The sequence below is a fragment of the Limnohabitans sp. genome (genome assembly GCF_030158565.1).
GTDB lineage: Bacteria > Pseudomonadota > Gammaproteobacteria > Burkholderiales > Burkholderiaceae_C > Limnohabitans_A.
In genome coordinates, this window is sequence record NZ_JAOASQ010000055.1 from 1 (window position 1) to 19,683 (window position 19,683).

The window sequence follows — 19,683 nt, forward strand, 5'->3', positions numbered from 1 at the left end:
CCGACCCGCGCCGCACGCTGATCCAGGAAGAGAAAAAAGCCGTGGCCGAAGTCAAGGTGGTGGACGAACCGGTGACGGTGGTCGTGTCGGAAAAAGGCTGGGTGCGCGCCCGCACCGGCCATGGCCACGATGCCACCAGCTTCGCCTTCAAGGCGGGCGACGGCCTGTACGGCACCTTCGAGTGCCGCACGGTGGACACACTGCTGATCTTCGGCAGCAACGGCCGCATCTACAGCGTGCCTGTGGCCACGCTGCCCGGCGCCCGTGGCGACGGCCAACCAGTGACCACGCTGATCGAGCTGGAACCCACCACGCAAATCGCCCACTACTTTGCAGGCCCGGCCCACGCCACGCTGCTGCTCAGCGGCTCAGGCGGCTACGGTTTCATGGCCTCGGTCGAGAACATGATTTCGCGCAACAAGGCGGGCAAGGCCTTCATCAGCCTGGGCGACGGCGAAACCGTCTGCGCTCCGAGCCATGTGAGCGGCTCCAGCGCCACCGTGCCTGCCGACAAGCAGCCCATGCCGGCCGCCACCAGCGTCTGCTGCGCCAGTTCGGGCGGCCGTGTGCTGACCTTTGAGATCAGCGAACTCAAAACCATGGAAAAAGGTGGCCGGGGCCTGATGCTGATCGATCTGGAAGCCAAAGACACCTTGGCCGGTGCTGCGGCTTACACACGCAGCGTGAAGATCGAAGGCATTGGCCGGGGCGGCAAAGAGCGCGACGAAACGCTGGAAATCCGCAGCCTGAACAACGCCAAAGCCGCGCGGGCCAAAAAAGGCCGCGTGGCGGATCTCGGCTTCAAGCCGAACCGCGTGACCCGGGTGGAGTGATTGGCCGTCCACTCAGGGCCATTCAAAACCTAAGAATCGGCCAACTGCCCTGAGTAGTACTCTTCGAGCACGCTCTTGTTGACCAAGATTTCGCCATAAATGGGATTGGACCGGATGACGTCGGAAAGATATGCCAGTTCTTGTCCAATCCCTTTTGTTAGAGCGACCAAGTCCGGAAACAAAACAAGCACGTCGGCCTTGTTTGTGAGCCGTTCGTAAAGCTCCTTATTTTTCTTGTCGCCCGAGTAAAACCTGTTGATGAATGAATCATCAATGACAACTTCATTTCCTCCTTGCGGCGCTTGATCGTATTGAGCATGATGAGTCAGAAAAAATGCTTTCGGATGCTTGAAGAAATTGGCCCATCGTTTGACCAATAGAAAATTGGGAAATTTCTGACTCTTGATTTCCTCAGGAAATGAGATGAGCATCAGAATCTCTTGCATGCGTTCGGCCAGCAAATAAAGCCAAAGCAGGTAAGTAATTTTCCCCGTTACCGCGTCTGAAAATTTTGAAAAGTCCTGAGCAAGTCCCTTGAGCCTCTCAACAAGGTCTGCAAAATTGCATGCCAAGCAGTTGTGGCTTTCTGAATCGCCAAGCTCGTGCAAGTTGCAGATCAATGCATTTGCATATTCCTCGTTCTGTTCAAACATTGAATCAAGGACAGCCTTTTCAAGCTCACTAGGATCATCTGCGGTGTGATTTATGGAATTCATGCTTGACCGCGCAAAGCCTCATACAAGCCCACAGGCCCCAGCAAAATAGCTTTCAGGCCTTGGCGCACCTTGACCTAATCGAGCGCCTGCTTGCTCATGGTGGTGTGGGCGCTCAGGGCGTCCATGATGGCGTTCATGAGTTCGTTGTCCAGGTCGGGTGAGTTGGCGAACTGGCTTTTGCTGTTGTTGGCCGCTTGCTGTTGCAGCAGGTCCGACTCCATCAGCTTGCCCTTGATCACGTTGTTCACATAGACCAGCTTGTCGTTGTCGCTCAACTCGCCTTCAAACAGGTCGTTCACTTTTTCCACAATGGCCGAGAGCAGGGCTTTTTGCTTTTCCTGCACCTCGCCTGTGCCCGGGGCGGTCATGGGCTGCAGCTTGTCGTTTTCGCTGTTCTCGCTGGCATATTGCCCCAGGGCCAAGTCGCGGTAGCCTTCGTCTTTCAGGCGGTGGTGGGTCAGCACCACTTTGCTCAGGTCCACGCCTTCGCGGTCGCGGCCAAAGTCCAGCAGGGGCAAAAGGTGTTTGAAAAACAAAGCCCGTTTTTCGATGCCCGTGTTGCCGTAGTCAAACATCTGGCTCAAAAACGCATACACACGGATGAAGCTGCCCAAATCGGCCTTGAACAGCAGCAGGGCGTTCACCTCGTCTTTGGCGGCCTGTGTTGCTTTACCTTTGCGCTTGTCTTCGCCGTTGTCCGCGATCAACGCTTTGGCGGCTTTGTAGCGCTTGAGCAAGCGGTCGGCCACAGGCTCAATCGCCGCCGTCAGCATCGATTGCGTGGCTTTGGGGTTCATCACCACCTGGGCCACGCGCTCCACTTCAAAGTCGTCGTAATGCCCGCTGGCATCCAGTTTGGATTTCAGGCTGAACACCAAATCGGGGTCGGTCACCCCCGCCAGCTCGGCGGTTTCAAAGTACTGCCTGAAGGCGGTCAACACCTCTTCGGGGTCGTTCACAAAGTCCAGGATGTAAGTCGTATCTTTGTGGCCATGCGGCCCGCTGTAAGCGCGGTTCAGGCGGCTGAGCGTTTGCACAGCCTGAATGCCTGACAGTCGTTTGTCCACATACATGCCGCACAGCAGCGGTTGGTCAAAGCCCGTCTGAAACTTGTTTGCCACCAGCAAAATTTGGTATTCGTCGGTGGCAAACGCCTCCCGCATGTCGCGGCTTTTCAGGTTCGGGTTGAGTTTGGCGGAGGTCTCCGTCACCGGCTCGGGCAGGTTTTCGGGGTCGTTCACCTCGCCAGAAAACGCCACCAGCGTGCCCAGCTTGTAGCCGTTGTCAATGATGTAGTTGTCGATGGCCAGCTTCCATCGCACAGCCTCCAGGCGGCTGCCCACCACCACCATGGCTTTGGCGTGGCCGTTCAGCAGGGGCTGCACGTTTTGCGCAAAGTGCTCCACCACCACCGCCACTTTTTGGCTGATGTTGTAGGGGTGCAAACGCACCCAACGCATCAAGCCCTTCATGGCCTCGTTGCGCTCCACCTCTTTTTCGTCCCACTCTTGACCCTTGTTGGCCAGCTTGAAAGCCAACTTGTAGGGCGTGTAGTTCTTCAACACATCCAGGATGAAGCCTTCTTCAATCGCCTGGCGCATCGAATACACATGAAACGGCGCAGGCAAATTGTCTGGCCCTGCAGGCGCGTGGGCGTTGGGCCTGCGGCCAAACAGCTCCAGCGTCTTGGCCTTGGGTGTGGCGGTGAAGGCCACATACGTGATGCCTGCATCTTGGCCCGCACTGGCTCGGGCGGTCATCTGCGCAGCCAGCAGGTCTTCGGTGCTCACCTCGCCGCCATCGGCCAGATCTTTCAGTTCTTCGGCATTGAGCAGCTGCTTGAGCTTGGACGCAGCCTCGCCCGTCTGGCTGCTGTGCGCCTCGTCGGCAATCACCGCAAAGCGCTTGCCCTGCGTGGCGGCCAGCTCTTGCACCGCCTTGAGCGCAAACGGAAAGGTCTGGATAGTGCAGACCACGATCTTTTTGCTGCCCGACAACGCCTCGGCCAGCTCGGCGCTTTTGCTGCCTGCCGCGCCCTTGATGGTGGCCACCACGCCCGCTGTGCGCTCAAAGTCAAAAATCGCCTCTTGCAGCTGCGTGTCCAGCACGGTGCGGTCGCTCACCACCAGCACCGTGTCAAACACCTTGGCGTTGTTCGCATCGTGCAAGTCCGCCAAAAAGTGGGCCGACCAGGCAATGGAGTTGGTCTTGCCCGAGCCCGCGCTGTGCTGGATCAGGTACTTTTGGCCCGCTCCTTCGGCCAGCACCGCCTGCACCAGGCGGCGTGTCGCGTCCAGCTGGTGGTAACGCGGAAACAAAATCGCCTTGATCCGTTTTTTGTCGTCACGCTGGGTCACCAAATAACGGGCCAAGATCTCCAGCCAACTGTCGCGCTGCCAGACCTGTTCCCACAAATACGCCGTGCGGTAGCCGAAGTCTTCGTTGTCAAAGATGCGGCTGATGGGTTTGCCGTCATGCTCTGCCTCGGTGAAGCTGCCAAAGATTTGGGTGATGCGGTCGATGTGGGCATCGCTGAGTTCTTTGCGTTTGCTGCCCAGGCTTTTGCGCATTTTTTGCCACATGCCGCTAGCGTCGATCAGTTGCACCTTGCCCTGGCGGTGCGCGGGTTTGCGATTGCTGATGATCCACACATAGGTGGCGATGCCGGTGTTGTAGAACATGTCGTTCGGCAGGCCCACGATGGCTTCGAGCAGGTCGTTTTCGAGCACGTAGCGGCGTATTTCGCTCTCGCCGCTGCCTGCGCCGCCTGTGAACAGGGGCGAGCCGTTGAGCACGATGCCAAAGCGGCTGCCGCCTTCGGCTGCGGGGCGCATCTTGTCGATCAGGTGCAGCAAAAACAGCATGGAGCCATCTGAAACGCGGGGCAGGCCAGGGCCAAAGCGGCCGTTGTAGCCTTGTTGTTCGTGCTCTTTGCGGACTTCTTTCTCGACCTTTTTCCATTCCACGCCAAAGGGTGGGTTTGAGAGCATGTAGTCGAACTTTTTGTGCGTGTGACCGTCGTCGCTCAGGGTGTTGCCATAGGCGATGTTGCCCACGTCTTGCCCTTTGATGAGCATGTCGGCCTTGCAGATGGCGTAGGACTCGGGGTTGAGTTCTTGGCCGAAGACCGTCAGGCGCGCTTGTGGGTTGTGCTCGGCCAAATATTCGCCCGCCACGCTGAGCATGCCGCCTGTGCCTGCTGTCGGGTCATAAATGGTGCGTACCACGCCGGGTTTGCTCAGGATGGCGTCGTCTTCAATGAAGATGAGGTTGACCATGAGTCGGATGACCTCACGCGGGGTGAAGTGTTCACCGGCGGTTTCGTTGCTGATCTCGGCAAATTTGCGGATCAGCTCTTCAAACACCATCCCCATTTGCATGTTGCTGACACGGTCGGGGTGCAGGTCGATCTGGGTGAATTTTTCAGTCACCTGATAAAGCAGGCCTGCTTTGGCTAATTGCTCCACTTGGGTTTGAAATTCAAAGCGGGCGAAGATGTCGCGTACGTCCTCAGAAAAGCCCTGCACATAGGTGAACAAATTTTGCGCAATGTGGTCCGGATCGCCCAAGAGTTTGTGCAAGTCGAGGGGGCTTTGGTTGAAAAAGGTCAGACCTGCTTTACGTCGCAAAAAGGGTTCGGGGTTGACGCCTTGGGCGGTTTTGGCGTCCAGCTCTTTGAGCACAGCGGCTTTGGTCGGCGCCAACACGCAGTCCAGGCGACTTAAAACAATAAAGGGGAGGATGACTTTCCCGTAGTCATGCGCTTTGAAATTTCCGTGCAGTAACCCCGCTACAGACCAAATAAATGCAGAGAGAGAAGGCTGGCTCATGACAGGCTGACATGTGTGTGAAAACACATTTCAGTATGCCATTTTGTGAATACTAAATAATCAACATATTTGTTTAAATCAACGCAAATGCTTTGTTGACTCAATAGACCGCATCGTGATCGCCCACGTTGATGGGGATGATTTGCTGGTCCTGAATCAGCAGCTCCAGGGTGAGGCGGTAAGACAGATTGATCGAGACAGAATGCATGTCCGTCAGATGCCCTGACAGGGCGTGCAGGCGCAGCGACGGATGGTGCGGGTTCAGCTCCAGCAGGGCCAGTGTTTTGGCGTACTGGTTGCGCAGTTCAGGATGGCGCCGAATGAAGCGCACGGCCCGGCGCATGTAGGCATCGGTGAAGACCAGGGTGTAGGGCATGCCGCTTGAGCCGCTGATGTGTTCAATGTGCAGCGTTGTTCAACAGGGCATTGAGCCGAGCCATGTGGGCTTCAGCCGTTTCTTGCACGGCACGGCCAGCAGCCAGGTCGGCGCGGCTCTGGATCAAGGCAGCTTCCAGCTCGCATTCGCGCAGGTAGTGGTATTGCGCCATGTCCATCACCACAAACCGGTCCTTTCCCCGCACCGAGATGGTGGCTTCGGTCTGGTCAGCTAGGGCAGTTTCAATCGCGGCGATGCCGCGTACTTTGAGGTCATTGGCGGTCAGTTGAGGCATGGTGCAGTATGTTCAGATGGGGAGAACGTGTGATTTTCAATACTTTAAACAGCATTGTCAATCGTGCGATGAATGGCTGTGCTCATGAATTGAGCACGCCCCGCCAGCCCTTGTCAGGCGGGCCTTTCGCGGCTTATCCCTGTACTTGTCCACAAGTTTGGGCCCGGACTTTGGGGACAGTTTGCTTTGCATCAGTCCAAATGAGAATGGTTCTCGATAGAATGGTCGGCTACCCTCTTGATGCCCACCATGACCCTCGATCAAGCCCCTTTGTCAGCCGTGTGGCGTGTGGCTCGGGTGCGGGTGCCTGCTGGGCGTGAAGACCAGGCGCGGCAGCTGGAAGAGATCGGGTTTTTGCCCGGCGAGCCCGTGTGTGTGATGTCGCGGGGCTTGTGGGGCGGTGATCCGCTGGCGGTGCGGGTGGGTTTGTCCACATTTGCGTTGCGCCGCGACGAGGCCGCCTGCATTGAGCTGGAACCAGCCGATGCGTGAGCAGCGCATGCACTGGGTGCCACGCGGCACGATGGTCGCGCTGGTGGGCAACCCCAATTGCGGCAAGACGGCTTTGTTCAACCGCCTGACGGGCAGCCGCCAGAAGGTGGCCAATTACGCGGGCGCCACGGTCGAGAAAAAAGAAGGTCGTCTGGCCTTGCCCGATGGCACCGCGCTGCGCTTGCTGGATTTGCCCGGTGTTTACAGCCTCTACCCCCGGTCTGACGATGAGCGCGTGGCCTGCGATGTGTTGATGGGCAATTCCCCCGGAGAAAAGCGCCCCGATGCGCTGGTCTGTGTGGTGGATGCGACCAATTTGCGTAGAGGCCTGCGTTTGGTGCTGGCGGTCAAACGTTTGGGTTTGCCGTGTCTGGTGGTGCTCAACATGGCCGATCTGGCCGCAGGCCGTGGCCTGAAGATCGACCCCGCTGCCTTGTCGCGGGCGCTGGGCTTGCCGGTGGTCACCAGTGTGGCCGTCCACACCGGGGGTGACGCGGCCGTGCGCGATTGGTTGGCCTCGCGGCCTTGGGTGGACGGGGGGGCTGTGCATTTGGCCGATGAGGGCTCGGGCGCACAGGCGGCCAGCACCGAAGCCGACCATGTGCAGGTGCAGACCCTCTTGCGGGATTTGCATCTCGATTCGTTGGTGCCCGATGCACTGAGCGACCGCATCGACCGTGTGGTGCTGCACCCTTGGGCAGGGCCTGTGATCTTGCTGGCGGTGCTGTTTGTGGTGTTTCAGGCGGTGTTTGCCTGGGCGACCTGGCCCATGGATCAGATCAAGGCCGGCACCGACATGCTGTCGGCTGCGGCCTTGCGGGCGCTGCCCGAGGCCTGGTGGCGCGACCTGTTGGTGCAGGGGCTCTTGGCGGGCATGGGCGGTGTGCTGGTGTTCTTGCCGCAAATTTTGATTTTGTTTTTCTTCATCTTGCTGCTTGAAGAGTCGGGCTATTTGCCGCGTGCGGCGTTTTTGCTCGACCGCATCATGGGCGGGGTGGGGCTGTCGGGGCGCTCGTTCATTCCGCTGCTGTCGAGCTTTGCCTGTGCGGTGCCGGGCATCATGGCCACGCGCACCATTGCCAACCGGCGTGACCGGCTGGTGACGATCTTGATTGCGCCTTTGATGACTTGCTCGGCCCGCTTGCCGATCTACACCTTGCTGATCTCGGCCTTCATCCCGTCCAGCACCTGGGGCGGCATGCAGTTGCAAGGGCTGGTGCTTTTGGGCCTGTACCTCACGGGCATTGCCGGTGGCATGGCGGTGGCCTGGGTGCTCAAGCAGCTCACGCGCTCGGGGCGTCAGTCGCGCCCCTTGATGATGGAGTTGCCGTCTTACCACTGGCCCACCTGGCGCAATCTGGCCATGGGCTTGTGGCAGCGAGCCTGGATTTTTTTGCGCCGCGTGGGTACGGTGATCTTGCTGCTCACGGTGGCGCTGTGGGCGCTGGCCAGTTACCCCGCGGCCCCCGCCGGTGCCGTGGGCCCAGCCATCGAGCACAGCTATGCCGGGCAGATCGGCCATGTGCTGCTGGTGCTGTTTGCGCCAATGGGCTTCAATTGGCAAATCAGCGTGGCGCTGCTGACGGGCATGGCCGCCCGCGAGGTGGCCATTGGCGCGCTGGCCACGGTGTATGCGGTAGTGTCCGCTGATGGCAGCGGCGCCACCGCCACAGCGCTGGCACCGGTGCTGGCCGGGCAGTGGAGCCTGGCCACCGGCATGGCGCTGTTGGCCTGGTACATTTTTGCGCCGCAGTGCCTGTCCACGCTGGTGGCGATTCACCGCGAAAGCGGCAGCTGGAAGCTGCCCGCCATCACTTTGCTCTACCAGCTGGCGCTGGCTTACGGCGCGGCGTTCATCACCTTCCGGGTGGTGTCGGCCTGGGTCTGACGCGCCGGGCTGGGCGGCTCAATTGACCATGGAGTTCACGCCGTGCCCATTCACTATTCACGCAAACTGACGGGGCGCAAACGCAGCGCCGACGCCAATCGGCAGCTCGGACTCGTCTTGGCCTTTGTGGCCGGTGCGGCCAATGCGGGCGGTTTCCTGGCGGTGTCGCAATACACATCGCACATGATCGGCATTGTTTCGGCCATGGCCGATCATTTGGCATTGGGAGAGTTTCGGGCTTACCTCACCGGTTTTGGCGCGCTCTTGTCCTTCATCGGTGGGGCGGCTTGCTCGGCCATTTTGGTCAACGTTGGCAGACAGCACCGTCTGCACAGCGAATTTGCCATGCCGCTGGTGCTGGAGGCTGTGTTGCTGCTTTGTTTTGGTTTTCTGGGTGAGCGCTTATCGCACATTGCGGGCTTGTTTGTGCCCATGACCGTGATGCTGCTGAGCTTCATCATGGGGCTTCAAAATGCCCTGGTCACCAAGATTTCCCGGTCTGAAATCCGCACCACCCATATCACCGGTTTGGTCACAGACATTGGCATTGAGATGGGCAAAGCGGCTTATGGCCTGGCGGCTCAAGCGGGCCATCAATCCCCCGTGAAGGCCAACGCTGCACGTTTACAGATTTTGCTTTTTTTAGCGATGAGCTTTTTTCTGGGTGGGGTACTCGGTGCTTTGGGTTTCAAGTACGTGGGTTACGTGGCCACGGTGCCGTTGGCGTTTTTGCTCATCTTGCTGGCCAGCGTGCCGGCCGTTGACGATCTGAGCCACTGGTTGCGCCGGGTCAATGCCTGAGCGTTTTGCGCCCGGGTTGACGGACAAGTCCACGTTCGATCCGTTGGTGCGCAGCGATCACACCGCCAGATAGCGTTCGCGCACGCTGGTGTCGGCGCGAAAATGTGCGGAGTCGCCCGTCCATACGCAACGTCCTTTTTCCATCACGTAATGCGCATCGCACAGACTGAGCAATTGCTGCAGGTTTTTATCGGTGACCAGGATCGACAAACCTTCACTGCGAAGCACTTTCAATGCAGACCAGATCTCTTCACGTATCAAGGGTGACAGTCCTTCTGTGGCCTCGTCCAGGATCAGCAGTTGGGGGTTGGTCATCAAGGCTCGGGCAATGGCCAGCATTTGCTGTTCGCCGCCCGAAAGCTGGTTGCCAAAATTGTTTTGGCGCTCCGCCAATCTGGGAAAGAAGGCGTACACGCGCGCAAGGTCCCAGGCTTTGAGGTTTTTGCGCGCAGGCCGCGCCGTGGCCACCAGGTTTTCCCAGACCGTGAGGTTGGGAAATATTTGCCGGCCTTCTGGCACCAAGCCGATGCCCAATTGGGCAATTCGGTGGGGCGGCCAGGCTTGAATGGCCTGGCCCTGCCACCAAACCTCACCTTTCCAGAGCGGCAACAGGCCCATGATGCTTTTGAGTGTGGTGGTTTTGCCCATGCCGTTTCGCCCTTGCAAGCTCACGCATTGGCCAGGCAGCACTGACAAGGACATGTCAAACAGGACTTGGCTGCCACCGTAGCCATTGATGGCTTGGCGAATTTCCAACAGCGGCGTGTTCATGCGCTCAGTTCCTCATCGCCCAAATAGGCTTCACGCACGATGTCACTGTTGCGTACCACTTGCGGTGTGTCGCACAGCACCACTTGACCATAGACCAAGACACTGACTTGGTCTGCCAAGGAGAAAACGGCATGCATATCGTGTTCAATCAGCAAGATGGCAAAATTTTTTCGCAGGCCCTGCAAGACCTCGATCATGTGCTGCGTTTCTGCCGGCCCCAAGCCCGCCATGGGCTCGTCCAGTAGCAGCACATCGGGCTGTGATGCCACAGCCATGGCCAGCTCGATCTGCCGCTGCTGACCGTAAGACAAATGGCTTGCACGTTGATGTCGCAAGCCCAGCAGACCCAGCAAATCCAGCACGGCATCGCTGCGTTCAAGCAGATCGCGCTGGGCGGTGGCGGCTTTCCAAAAATGAAAGTTGTGCCCTTGCGCGGTTTGCACTGCCAGCAGCACGTTCTCAAGGGCAGTGAATTCAGGAATGATCGCGTTGATTTGGTAGGAGCGGCCCAAGCCCGCTCGGGCACGTTTGGCCACAGACCAATGGGTGATGTCCATGCCCTTGAGCAAGACTTGTCCGGCGTCACAGGTCACTTCACCCACGATTTGATTCACCAAGCTGGTCTTGCCCGCACCATTGGGTCCAATCAAGGCATGGATTTGGCCTGCATGCAGGCTCAGGTTCACCTGGTCTGTGACGCGCAAGCCACCATAGTTTTTCACCAGCCCGCGCACTTCCAACAAGGCACTCATCTCAGCGCTCCTCCAACAGGCCCCAAAGCCCGCGCTTGAGGTAAATCACAATCAAAACGATCAGAGGGCCCATGATCATGGGCCAGCGCTCGGTCAGCAGTTTCAGGCCCTCTTCCGTCAGCAGCAGGGCAAATGCGCCCACGATGGGGCCAAACACACTGCCCATACCACCGAGCAAGACCATCACAATCAATTCGCCCGAGACGGCCCAGGTCATCATGGCTGGCGACACAAAACCGGTGAGGTTGGCCAGAAAAAAGCCGGACAGCGCACACAAGACGGCGGAAATCACATAAGCCGTGATGCGGTAGGGCAGGCCGTTGGCCCCCAAGGCGTGTACCCGCCGTGCATTGACCTTGCTGGCACGCAAAACCAAACCAAAGCGCGAAGCCACGACATGCTCTAGTGCCCAAAGCGCCAACAAGACCGTGATGAGCAGCGATACATAAATGGCGTACTTGTTGCCCGTCAGGAAACCGAAATCACTCAGCTGCTGCAAGCTGATGCCATCGTCGCCACCAAAGGTTTTGAGGCTGACGAAGACATAATAAAAAAGTTGCGCAAATGCCAGTGTGATCATGATGAAGGCAATGCCCTGTGTGCGCAGTGCCACCCAACCCAGCGGCGCTGCGATCAGCACCGTGACCAGCACAGCCGAGGTGATGTGCAGCCAGCCCGCATGGATGCCCAGACTCGACAAAATCCCCACCGCATAGGCCCCCAAGCCGATGTACATGGCATGGCCCAAACTGACCATGCCACCAAAACCCAGTGCAAGGTTCAAGCCCATGGCGGCCAGAGAAAAGGCCAGGATGCGGCCAAACAAGGTGAGGGCGTACACGTCTTGTGCCCACCAGGCATAGATTGGAACACCCGCCAAGCCAGCCATCAGCAAGGCCGCGAGGCCTTTGCGCCACGGGGTGCGCAGGGCCAATGTTGGGGCTTGCCCTGTTTGTTCAACGTGCTTGTTCATTGCTGACGTGCCTTCACGGGAAACAGGCCATCGGGCTTGAAAGCCAGCACCAGGACCATCATCAAATACACCAACATCGATGCCAGGGCAGGTCCTGCGGCATTGGCCAACGATGCATCCAACAATTGGCGCAGCCAAATGGGCAGCAAAACGCGGCCCATGGTGTCCACCAGGCCCACCACCAACGCCCCCAAAAAGGCACCGCGAATGGAGCCAATGCCGCCGATCACGATGACCACCAGTGTCAGCACCAAAATGGGTTCACCCATGCCTGGCTGAATGGACAGGATCGGCCCCACCATGGCGCCAGCCAAACCCGCCAGGCCTGCACCCAAGGCGAATACAAAGCGGTTAAGCCAGCCAATGTTCACACCCAATGCGGACACCATTTCGCGGTTGCTTGCGCCTGCGCGGATGAGCATGCCGATGCGGGTGCGCTCGATCAGTGCATACAAACCCACGGCCACAGTGAGACCCACACCGATGATGGCAAAGCGGTAGGCTGGGTAATTGAAGCCAAAAAACTGCACCGAATTGGACAAGGCTTCTGGCGTGTCCATGAACAGGGGCGAATTGCCCCAAGCCCAGCGCACAAACTCGTTGCTGAACAGCACCAAACCAAAAGTGGCCAGCACCTGATCCAGGTGATCTCGCTTGTGCAGTACGGCCAAGCCGCCCGCGTCCAGCAGTGCAGCCAGCACAAATACGCCCACGGCGGCAGCCAATAGCGCCAGTGTGAAAGAACCCGAGGCCGAAAACACCAAGGCCGCAAAGTAAGCGCCAAACATGTAAAGCGCACCATGGGCCAGGTTGATGAAACTCATGATGCCGAACACCAGCGTCAGTCCTGCTGCCATCAAAAACAGCAGCACACCGAACTGCAGTCCGTTGAGGGCTTGCGCCAAGAGCAAATTGAAACTCATGCGATCTTTGAAAAAATAACCGGGGTTCGCGACAGCGCCAACCCCGGTGAGGTGTCACAAATGTCGGTTGAGCTTACTTCAGAGGGCAATCTTTCACGTAGGGATCGGCCAAGTCTTTGAGTGGCGTGGACAAGGTTTTGAGCGAGACACGACCTTGAGTGTCTTTGGCCACTTCAAAAACATGCATGTCCTGAACGGGGAAGCCGTTCTTGTTGAAACGGAAATTGCCACGCACGGACTTGAATTCAGCAGCGCGCAAAGCGGCCGTCAAAGCGGCTTTGTCGGTGGCTTTGCCACCTGTTTTTTTCAATGCACTGTCGATCAACAAGGCCGAGTCATAAGACTGCGCAGCGTACTGGGATGGGATCCGGTTGTACTTTTTCTCAAAGTCGGCCACAAACTTCTTGCTCGCTGCGTTGTTGAAGTCAGGCCCCCAGAAAGTGCCAGAGATCACGCCCAAGGCCGTGTCTTTCAAGGCCGGCAAGGTAGAGCCGTCGGTGGTGGACACCGACAGCAGAGGGATTTGTCCCAGCAAGCCCGCTTGGCGCATCTGCTTGACAAAGTTCACGCCCATGCCGCCCGGATAAAACACAAAGAGCGCATCGGGCTTGGCCGCTTGCATTTGAGCGATTTCAGCCGAATAGTCGGGTTGGTTGACGGTGGTGTAGACCTCGCCGGCCAAGCCACCCTTGAAATAGCGTTTGAATCCGGCGACGTTGTCTTTGCCCGACTGGTAGTTGGGCGCCATGATGTAAATGTTTTTGTAGCCCTTGTCGGTGGCGTATTTGCCCACCACTTCGGCCTGCATGTCGTTTTGCCATGAGGTGAAGAAGAAGTTGGCATTGCACTGTGCGCCAGCAAGTGGGGCAGGGCCTGCGTTGGAGCCAACGAAGACAGCTTTGCCATCGGACAGGGGTTTGGCCAAGGCCATCATCACGTTGGAAAAGGTGACGCCGGTGACAATGTCGACCTTGTCGCGCTCAATGAATTTGTTGACGATTTGCACGCCCAACTCAGGCTTGAGTTGGTCGTCTTCTTTGAGCAGTTCGATGCTGGCGCCGCCCAATTTGCCGCCCGATTGCTCAAGGCCCAGCATGAAGCCGTCGTACATGTCCTGGCCCAGTGAGGCTGCAGGCCCCGACAAAGTGGCCATGAAACCAATTTTCACTTGCGCGGATGCGTGGGTGGTGGCGAGTGCGCAAGTGGCAATGGCTGCTGCGCAAAGGGCTTTGAGGGTGAGGGGCTTCATGTTGTGGTCTCCGGAGGGTTGTGAAAATCAAAGGGCCGTATTGGGAAAGTGTTGCGCGCAGCTTTGGTGCCATGCTTGCCAGTCTCTGCCAGCATGAACCGTGCCGCAGTGCGAGCAGGTGCGCTGCTCATGGCTGGTGTCGTAAAACGAGGAGAAAGCTTTGGGTAAGTCCTCCACGATGCTTTGCAATTGCAACTCGCGCCGGGCAACCAAGTGGCCGCAGTCCGCGCAATACCATTCGAAGGCATCGATGTCCCCTGCAGGGCGGCTGCGCTCGATCACGGTGCACAAGCTGCCGACTTCGGGGCGTTGTGGCGAATGGCGCACAAAAGCGGGTAGTAAAAACACATCGCCTTCACGCAGGTGCACGCGTTCGAACTTGCCGCGGTCGGCAATGAGCAATGAAGCGTTGCCTTTGAATTGGTGGAAATACTCTTCGAACGGGTCGACGTGAAAGTCTGTGCGTTGGTTGGGTCCGCCGACCACAGTACAAATCAAGTCCGAATTTTTCCAGATCTGCTGGTTGCCAACGGGGGGCTTGAGCAAATGGGCTCGCTCATCGATCCAGTGTTGAAAATTCAAGGGCGCACTGTAGTGGTCAAGTCGGGGAACGGATGGATCAGACGACATGGGACTCATTTCTTGAAAAAGTGCTGCCACCAATGGCGCAGCGGTTGCCACAAAGCATAAAACAAAACGGGTATGCCCCGTCTTGGTGCTTCACCCAATAAGACCTGAGCAAATCGCTCGAAAAATTGTTCACTTAAGCGTTGTGCGCTGGCATGCACCAATCGGTTGCCCAATTGGGCCAGGGTCCCCTGAAGTTGGGGGTGTGCCGTCCAGTAAAGGCGGGTGTTTGCCCCCTCCTGATGTAATCGCACCAGCACCTGGGCTTGGCCGCTGCCCAGTGCACCGGCCTGGCCTGTCATGTGCAAGGCGCACTGTGCGTGCTGTGCATTGCCGGTGGGCTCGAGCTCGGGTGTCAGTTGCACCGAGGTGTCAAATTTGGCCGAGACAGGCCCTAATCCCACCTTCACCGTGGCCTGGTACTGGTGCAGCGAGACCAGGCGCATGGCTGTGCAACCAGGAATGCTGGCTTGCAACACGGTGGGGTCAAGCAGTGCTTGCCAAACGCGCACCAGTGGCGCTTGCAGAACATGCTCACCTTTGAGCGCATGGGCATCCTGTATGTGGTCCCGTGTGGATGACAGGCGGTGCGCTGCGGCATGCGCAGGGGCGCGTGGCATGCCCGGTGCTTGCCCTGTTAGCTGGGCAACGGCACGTCGGCACAGCACCGCCATGAGGTGTTGGCGGTAAGCTGCGCTGGCATGCACATCGCTCAGTGCTGGATGAGCGTGGGGATCCAAGTCGTTGAGTGCATGGACCTCCCACCGTTCGCCCAGTGCCTGCTCGGCTTGGTGCCAGCGCACCACACCGTGTCCCAGGCCTGTCGCTGCCACCCTGACGCCCCCATGGTGGTCGCGGATCACCGCGACACCGACCAAAGCAAAGCGTGAAGCGGGTTGCTCGAATTTGAGGTAGTGCCCACAGGTCGAGGCGGGAAACTTGAGGCCCAAAATCAATTCTTGGGGCCGCAAGGCCGTGGTGAACAGCCCTTGGAAGAAATCATCGGCGGCGATCTCGCGCTCGGTCGTGACGAGGGTGGCGCGGGCGGCCAAAACACCCGCCGGCCAACAAGCGGCAGGGTCGTTGTTGGCCACGGAGCCGCCCAGTGTGCCCACATGGCGGATTTGCGGGTCGGCAATGCCTGCGGCCAATTGCGCAAGCATGGGGCACCAGGCCTTGACATCTGCGTGACGGGCCACCTGTGCATGCGTGACCATGGCCCCTATCCACAAGTGATCGGCTTGCAGCGTGATGCGCCGGAGTTCTTGCAGATCTTGCAGGTCTACCCAATGTGTGGGGTGACACAAGCCCAGCTTCATGGCCGCCAACAAGCTTTGTCCGCCAGCCAGGGCTTGCGCTTGTGGATGCGCCGCCAGCATGGCTTGGGCTTCGGCCAAGCTTTGGGGGCGAAGGTAGAGCGTGTTCTTCATGCCAATGACGGGGACGCACGCAACAAGCGCAGGCCCTCGCAAACTGCCAGCACAATGCCTTCGTAGCCTGTGCAGCGGCACAAATTTCCAGACAGTGCATGTCGCACAGCCTGTTCTTGTGCCGGCACGTCTTCGTGGACCATGGCCAGGGCGCGCATGATCAAACCGGGGGTGCAAAAACCGCACTGCAGTGCATGGTGTTTGCTGAAGCACTGCTGCATCACATGCAGATCAGAGGCATTGGGTGCAACACCCTCGATGGTGGTGATGTGTTGTCCACTGCATTGCACGGCCAGACGGTTGCACGATTTCACGGCTGCGCCATCGACCAGCACCGTACAAGCGCCGCACTGGGCTGTGTCGCAGCCTTGGTGTGTGCCGGTGAGCTGACATTGCTCGCGCAATACTGTCAGCAGCAAGCTCGATGGCGCCACACTCAGGCGCTTGCGCTGGCCGTTGATGTGCAGTTGCAGCGGGGCGTTCATGTCAAACAAAAACCGGGCCTGTTCAAGCTGTACGCAAGCCCGATTGCGCAAAAGCTTGGCGTGTTTTTTCGCGCTCGGCTTCGGTCAATTGCAGCAAGGGGCGACGCACCGGGCCGCCGTGCTGGCCCAGGAGTTCTTGCCAGTACTTGGCGTGGGCTTGGGGTTTGCCTTGGGGCTTGCTTTGTCGAATGGCCTCGCGAACGGGGTTCAGACTGTCGCGCACTTGGCGCGCTTGCTCAAACTGGCCAGCGAAGGCCAGTTGGGTGTACTCGTTCATGCGCTGGTCCACCTTGCTTTGCAACAAGAAGGGCGGCGTGGAGCACAGATACAGCTTCCAGCCCAGCTCGATGATGTTGTCCAGCCAATCGTGTTCGTCGGGGTTGCTGACGTGAATTTTGTCGCCCACCATCTCGGTCAGGCGCTTGTAGTGCACGCGGTCGGTGCTGTATTTGATGGCCACGACGTTTGGCAACTCGGCAATTCTGGCGCACAGCTCGGGGCTCATGACGTAGCCGCAGTCGGGGTGATTCCACATGGCCAAGCCCAGGTCAATCTTTTCTGAAAGGTAGCGGTAGTACTCGTAAATGGTGTCGTCTGTGTGCGCGCCAAAGTGCAAGACGGGACTGTGCACGATCACGTAGTCGGCGCCGATGTTTTTCGAATGTTCGGCCAATTCCAGCACCACATCGAGGTTGGTGTCCGAACAAGAGGTGACGATGCCGCAGTGGCCTGCGCCCCCGCGGTTGCCTGCGTCGCTGGCCACTTCAACGGCCAAGTCCATCAAACGCTTGCGTTCCGGGATGGACATGGAGAAAAACTCGGCCTGTTTGCCGGCGATGAACAAGCCACCCAGCTTGAGGTCGTTGACCCAGTGACTGAGGTTTTCGCGGTAGGCTTTTTCGTCGAGTTGCAAGGCGTCATTGAAGGGGGTCAGGTTGGCCGCCCAAACCCCGACCATGTTCTGGCGTGCATGTTCTTTGGCTTCGGATTTTTTGTATTTCATGGGGTCGCTTTCTCAAATGAGCGGTGGATGACACGCCAGAGTTGCTCTGACGTGAGCGGAAATTGCAAGTCGTGCTCACCCAAGGGTGAGAGCGCATCGCGTGCGGCATTCATCAGCGCCGCTGGCACACCAATACAGCCTGCCTCGCCAACACCTTTGGCGCCCAGCAGGTTGTGCGGACTGCGCGTGTGCAGGCTGCTGATTTCAATGGGGGGCATGTTGTCTGCGCGCGGGATGGCGTAGTCCATCAATGAGCCGGTGATGAGTTGGCCTTGCTCGTCGTAGACCAAGCGCTCCATCATGGCCTGTCCAAAGCCTTGTGCGGCACCGCCCATCAGTTGGCCATGCACCAGTTGTGGCTGCAGCACATGGCCAGCATCGTCTACCCAGGACATGCGCTCGACGGTGGGCGCTCCGGTGTCTGCATCGATGCGCATTTGTGCAATCACACAGCCGTAGCTCCAGGCTTCTTGAGCGGTGAATTTTTCTTCAGCGGTGATGGGCAGGGCTTCACCGTGATCGCGCCTGTCCAACACGGCTTGGCATGCTTTCACGATGGCGCTGCCGCCAATGGCCGTACTCCGACTGGCCAGTGCGCCAGTACCGGCAGGGCACAGATCGGTGTTGCCCATCAGCACCTGCACCTGTTCAGCGGCGCAGCCCAGGGTCTCTGCCGCCAGTTGTGCAAAGGTGGTGGCATGGCCTTGGCCTTGTGCCGGGGTACCACTGGCCACCAGAACACGGCCGTCTGCTTGCAAGGTCACGCGCGCAGACTCCCAGCCTTGACCGCAGGGCTCGACGTAAAAAGCCAGACCAATGCCCACCATCTCACCTTGGCGACGGCGTTCTGTTTGCGCAAGGCGAGCGCCGGCGTAGTCAAATTGCGTACAGGCTTGGCGCAGGGCTTGGGCGTAGTCGCCAGAGTCCAACACTTCGCCAGTGGGCGTGGTGTAGGGCATCGCCTGTGGGGCAATCAGGTTTAGCAAGCGCAAATCCACGGGGTCGATGTGGCATTGGCGCGCAGCTTGCTCGACCAAAGTTTCCATCAGCAAGGCCGCCTCGGGGCGTCCTGCCCCACGGTAGATGTTGACGGGCGCGGCATTCGAGCGGGTGGCCATGCCCTGAATGTCCAGCTGCGTGAGTGCATAGGGTCCCGGCAAGATCCGTGTGGCATTGCGCAAGGGCACCACGGCAGAAAATGGCAGCCAGGCCCCCAGGGTGAAATGCATGCGCGCCCACAGGCCTTGCATGTGACCTTGTGCGTCGACGTGCAAACGGCCTTGCATCAACGAGCCCCGGCCCTGCATGCCCGCCACAAAGTCATCCGATCGGCTGGCCAGCCATTGCACATGGCGCTGCATGTGTTGTGCGGTCAGTGCCGTGAGCAAATCTTCCGGGCTAACAGATGCTTTGGCGCCGAATGCGCCGCCCACATCTGGGCAGATGAGCAGAACTTCCTCGGTGGGGATGTTCAGCACCCGGGCCATGTCGGCTTGTGCGCGAGAAGGGGTTTGGGTCCCCAGCCAAATGGTGATGCGGTGTGGTTGGGGTGATTCGTGGACCCATGCGCTGCAAGCACGCGGCTCCATGGGCATGGCGCTCACACGCGGTGACTGGATGTTGGCGTGTACCACATGGGCACTGTCCTCGGGCATTTTTCCGCAGATGTGCTGCGTCTGTGTGGTGGGCGAATCGTCCGAAAAATCGTTGACAGGTTTCAATGCCTGCAATGACAGCGAGACCAGTGCGGCGGCCTCACGGGCAAGGGCTGCAGTGCGCGCCACCACCACCGCCACGGGCTGTCCGACATAAGCCACATGGTCATGCGCCAGCAAATCAAATGCGCGGCCCGCGACCACTTCGAGCAAAGGATTGTGGGCGGGCACTGTGTGCCGACCCAGTTGTTCATCGGTCAGCACGGCCAACACGCCTTCGATTTGCAAGGCCGCTTCCGTTTGAATGCCCAGCAACTTGGCATGTGCCAAGGGGCTGCGCACAAAAGCCAGGTGACACGCATCGGGCAGTGAGATGTCCTGTCCAAAACGGCCCTCACCACGCAGCAAAGGAGGATCTTCGCGGCGCAGCGGCAGCTTCTGCTCAGTTGGCGAAGGTACTGTCGAGGCCGTGGTGGGCTGGCTGTAAGGTGGAGTCACCGCTTGATTGGACCAAAAACGGCCGCCCTGAAGGGCGATAAAAATTGAACAATCGTGCAGCTATTTTGTTCAATCCGGGAGGATGC

At 58.8% G+C, this 19,683-nt stretch carries 17 protein-coding genes and 1 pseudogene; 4 read left to right on the forward strand and 14 right to left on the reverse strand.

Annotated elements, in window-relative coordinates:
- A partial coding sequence (locus Q1W40_RS11615; protein WP_300712082.1) for a DNA gyrase C-terminal beta-propeller domain-containing protein occupies positions 1-833 on the forward strand: 833 nt, incomplete at its 5' end.
- A gap of 29 nt (positions 834-862) precedes the next feature.
- Here the strand turns inward: Q1W40_RS11615 and Q1W40_RS11620 are convergent.
- From Q1W40_RS11620 to Q1W40_RS11635, 4 genes are all read right to left on the reverse strand, one after another.
- Positions 863-1,549 (reverse strand): hypothetical protein, encoded by a 687-nt coding sequence (locus Q1W40_RS11620; protein ID WP_300712085.1) that lies wholly within the window; start codon positions 1,547-1,549, stop codon positions 863-865.
- A 74-nt stretch (positions 1,550-1,623) separates the two neighbouring features.
- Positions 1,624-5,379 carry an N-6 DNA methylase gene (locus Q1W40_RS11625; RefSeq protein WP_300712087.1) on the reverse strand — a complete coding sequence of 1,252 codons (3,756 nt, stop codon included), beginning with the start codon at positions 5,377-5,379 and terminating at the stop codon, positions 1,624-1,626.
- 100 nt (positions 5,380-5,479) lie between these two features.
- Complete coding sequence (locus Q1W40_RS11630; protein WP_300712089.1) at positions 5,480-5,755, reverse strand: hypothetical protein; 276 nt, start codon at positions 5,753-5,755, stop codon at positions 5,480-5,482.
- A 22-nt stretch (positions 5,756-5,777) separates the two neighbouring features.
- Positions 5,778-6,050, reverse strand: coding sequence for a hypothetical protein (locus tag Q1W40_RS11635; RefSeq protein WP_300712091.1), 273 nt, complete (start codon positions 6,048-6,050; stop codon positions 5,778-5,780).
- Between the two features lie 249 nt (positions 6,051-6,299).
- Here Q1W40_RS11635 and Q1W40_RS11640 point away from each other — a divergent pair, with 249 nt between their 5' ends.
- The 3 genes and pseudogenes from Q1W40_RS11640 to Q1W40_RS11650 form a co-directional block, all read left to right on the forward strand.
- Positions 6,300-6,542, forward strand: coding sequence for a FeoA family protein (locus tag Q1W40_RS11640; protein ID WP_300712093.1), 243 nt, complete (start codon positions 6,300-6,302; stop codon positions 6,540-6,542).
- Positions 6,535-8,430: a ferrous iron transporter B gene (locus tag Q1W40_RS11645; RefSeq protein ID WP_300712095.1), complete on the forward strand. Its 1,896-nt coding sequence runs from the start codon at positions 6,535-6,537 to the stop codon at positions 8,428-8,430. Before Q1W40_RS11640 ends, Q1W40_RS11645 begins: the two co-directional genes overlap by 8 nt.
- A gap of 42 nt (positions 8,431-8,472) precedes the next feature.
- Positions 8,473-9,198: pseudogene (locus Q1W40_RS11650) on the forward strand (YoaK family protein); the annotation flags it as partial.
- Between the two features lie 90 nt (positions 9,199-9,288).
- Here the strand turns inward: Q1W40_RS11650 and Q1W40_RS11655 are convergent.
- The 10 genes from Q1W40_RS11655 to Q1W40_RS11705 all read right to left on the reverse strand — a co-directional run bounded on the left by Q1W40_RS11655 (position 9,289) and on the right by Q1W40_RS11705 (position 19,597).
- The gene (locus Q1W40_RS11655; protein ID WP_300712096.1) at positions 9,289-10,002 is read right to left on the reverse strand and encodes an ABC transporter ATP-binding protein; all 714 of its coding nucleotides are present in this window, start codon (positions 10,000-10,002) and stop codon (positions 9,289-9,291) included.
- Positions 9,999-10,754, reverse strand: coding sequence for an ABC transporter ATP-binding protein (locus Q1W40_RS11660; RefSeq protein WP_300712098.1), 756 nt, complete (start codon positions 10,752-10,754; stop codon positions 9,999-10,001). The genes Q1W40_RS11655 and Q1W40_RS11660 overlap by 4 nt, the downstream gene beginning before the upstream one ends.
- Position 10,755: 1 nt before the next feature.
- Complete coding sequence (locus Q1W40_RS11665; RefSeq protein ID WP_300712100.1) at positions 10,756-11,727, reverse strand: branched-chain amino acid ABC transporter permease; 972 nt, start codon at positions 11,725-11,727, stop codon at positions 10,756-10,758.
- Positions 11,724-12,650 carry a branched-chain amino acid ABC transporter permease gene (locus Q1W40_RS11670; RefSeq protein WP_300712103.1) on the reverse strand — a complete coding sequence of 309 codons (927 nt, stop codon included), beginning with the start codon at positions 12,648-12,650 and terminating at the stop codon, positions 11,724-11,726. Before Q1W40_RS11670 ends, Q1W40_RS11665 begins: the two co-directional genes overlap by 4 nt.
- A 73-nt stretch (positions 12,651-12,723) precedes the next feature.
- Complete coding sequence (locus tag Q1W40_RS11675; protein ID WP_300712105.1) at positions 12,724-13,899, reverse strand: ABC transporter substrate-binding protein; 1,176 nt, start codon at positions 13,897-13,899, stop codon at positions 12,724-12,726.
- 27 nt (positions 13,900-13,926) lie between these two features.
- On the reverse strand, positions 13,927-14,529 hold the full coding sequence (locus tag Q1W40_RS11680) for a 3-hydroxyanthranilate 3,4-dioxygenase (protein ID WP_300712107.1): 603 nt from the start codon (positions 14,527-14,529) through the stop codon (positions 13,927-13,929).
- Between the two features lie 5 nt (positions 14,530-14,534).
- Positions 14,535-15,956 (reverse strand): FAD binding domain-containing protein, encoded by a 1,422-nt coding sequence (locus tag Q1W40_RS15155; protein WP_315168477.1) that lies wholly within the window; start codon positions 15,954-15,956, stop codon positions 14,535-14,537.
- The gene (locus tag Q1W40_RS11695) at positions 15,953-16,441 is read right to left on the reverse strand and encodes a (2Fe-2S)-binding protein (RefSeq protein WP_300712109.1); all 489 of its coding nucleotides are present in this window, start codon (positions 16,439-16,441) and stop codon (positions 15,953-15,955) included. The genes Q1W40_RS15155 and Q1W40_RS11695 overlap by 4 nt, the downstream gene beginning before the upstream one ends.
- A gap of 22 nt (positions 16,442-16,463) precedes the next feature.
- Positions 16,464-17,444 carry a dihydrodipicolinate synthase family protein gene (locus tag Q1W40_RS11700; protein WP_300712111.1) on the reverse strand — a complete coding sequence of 327 codons (981 nt, stop codon included), beginning with the start codon at positions 17,442-17,444 and terminating at the stop codon, positions 16,464-16,466.
- Positions 17,441-19,597, reverse strand: coding sequence for a xanthine dehydrogenase family protein molybdopterin-binding subunit (locus Q1W40_RS11705; RefSeq protein WP_300712113.1), 2,157 nt, complete (start codon positions 19,595-19,597; stop codon positions 17,441-17,443). Before Q1W40_RS11705 ends, Q1W40_RS11700 begins: the two co-directional genes overlap by 4 nt.
- Between the last annotated feature and the right edge of the window lie 86 nt (positions 19,598-19,683).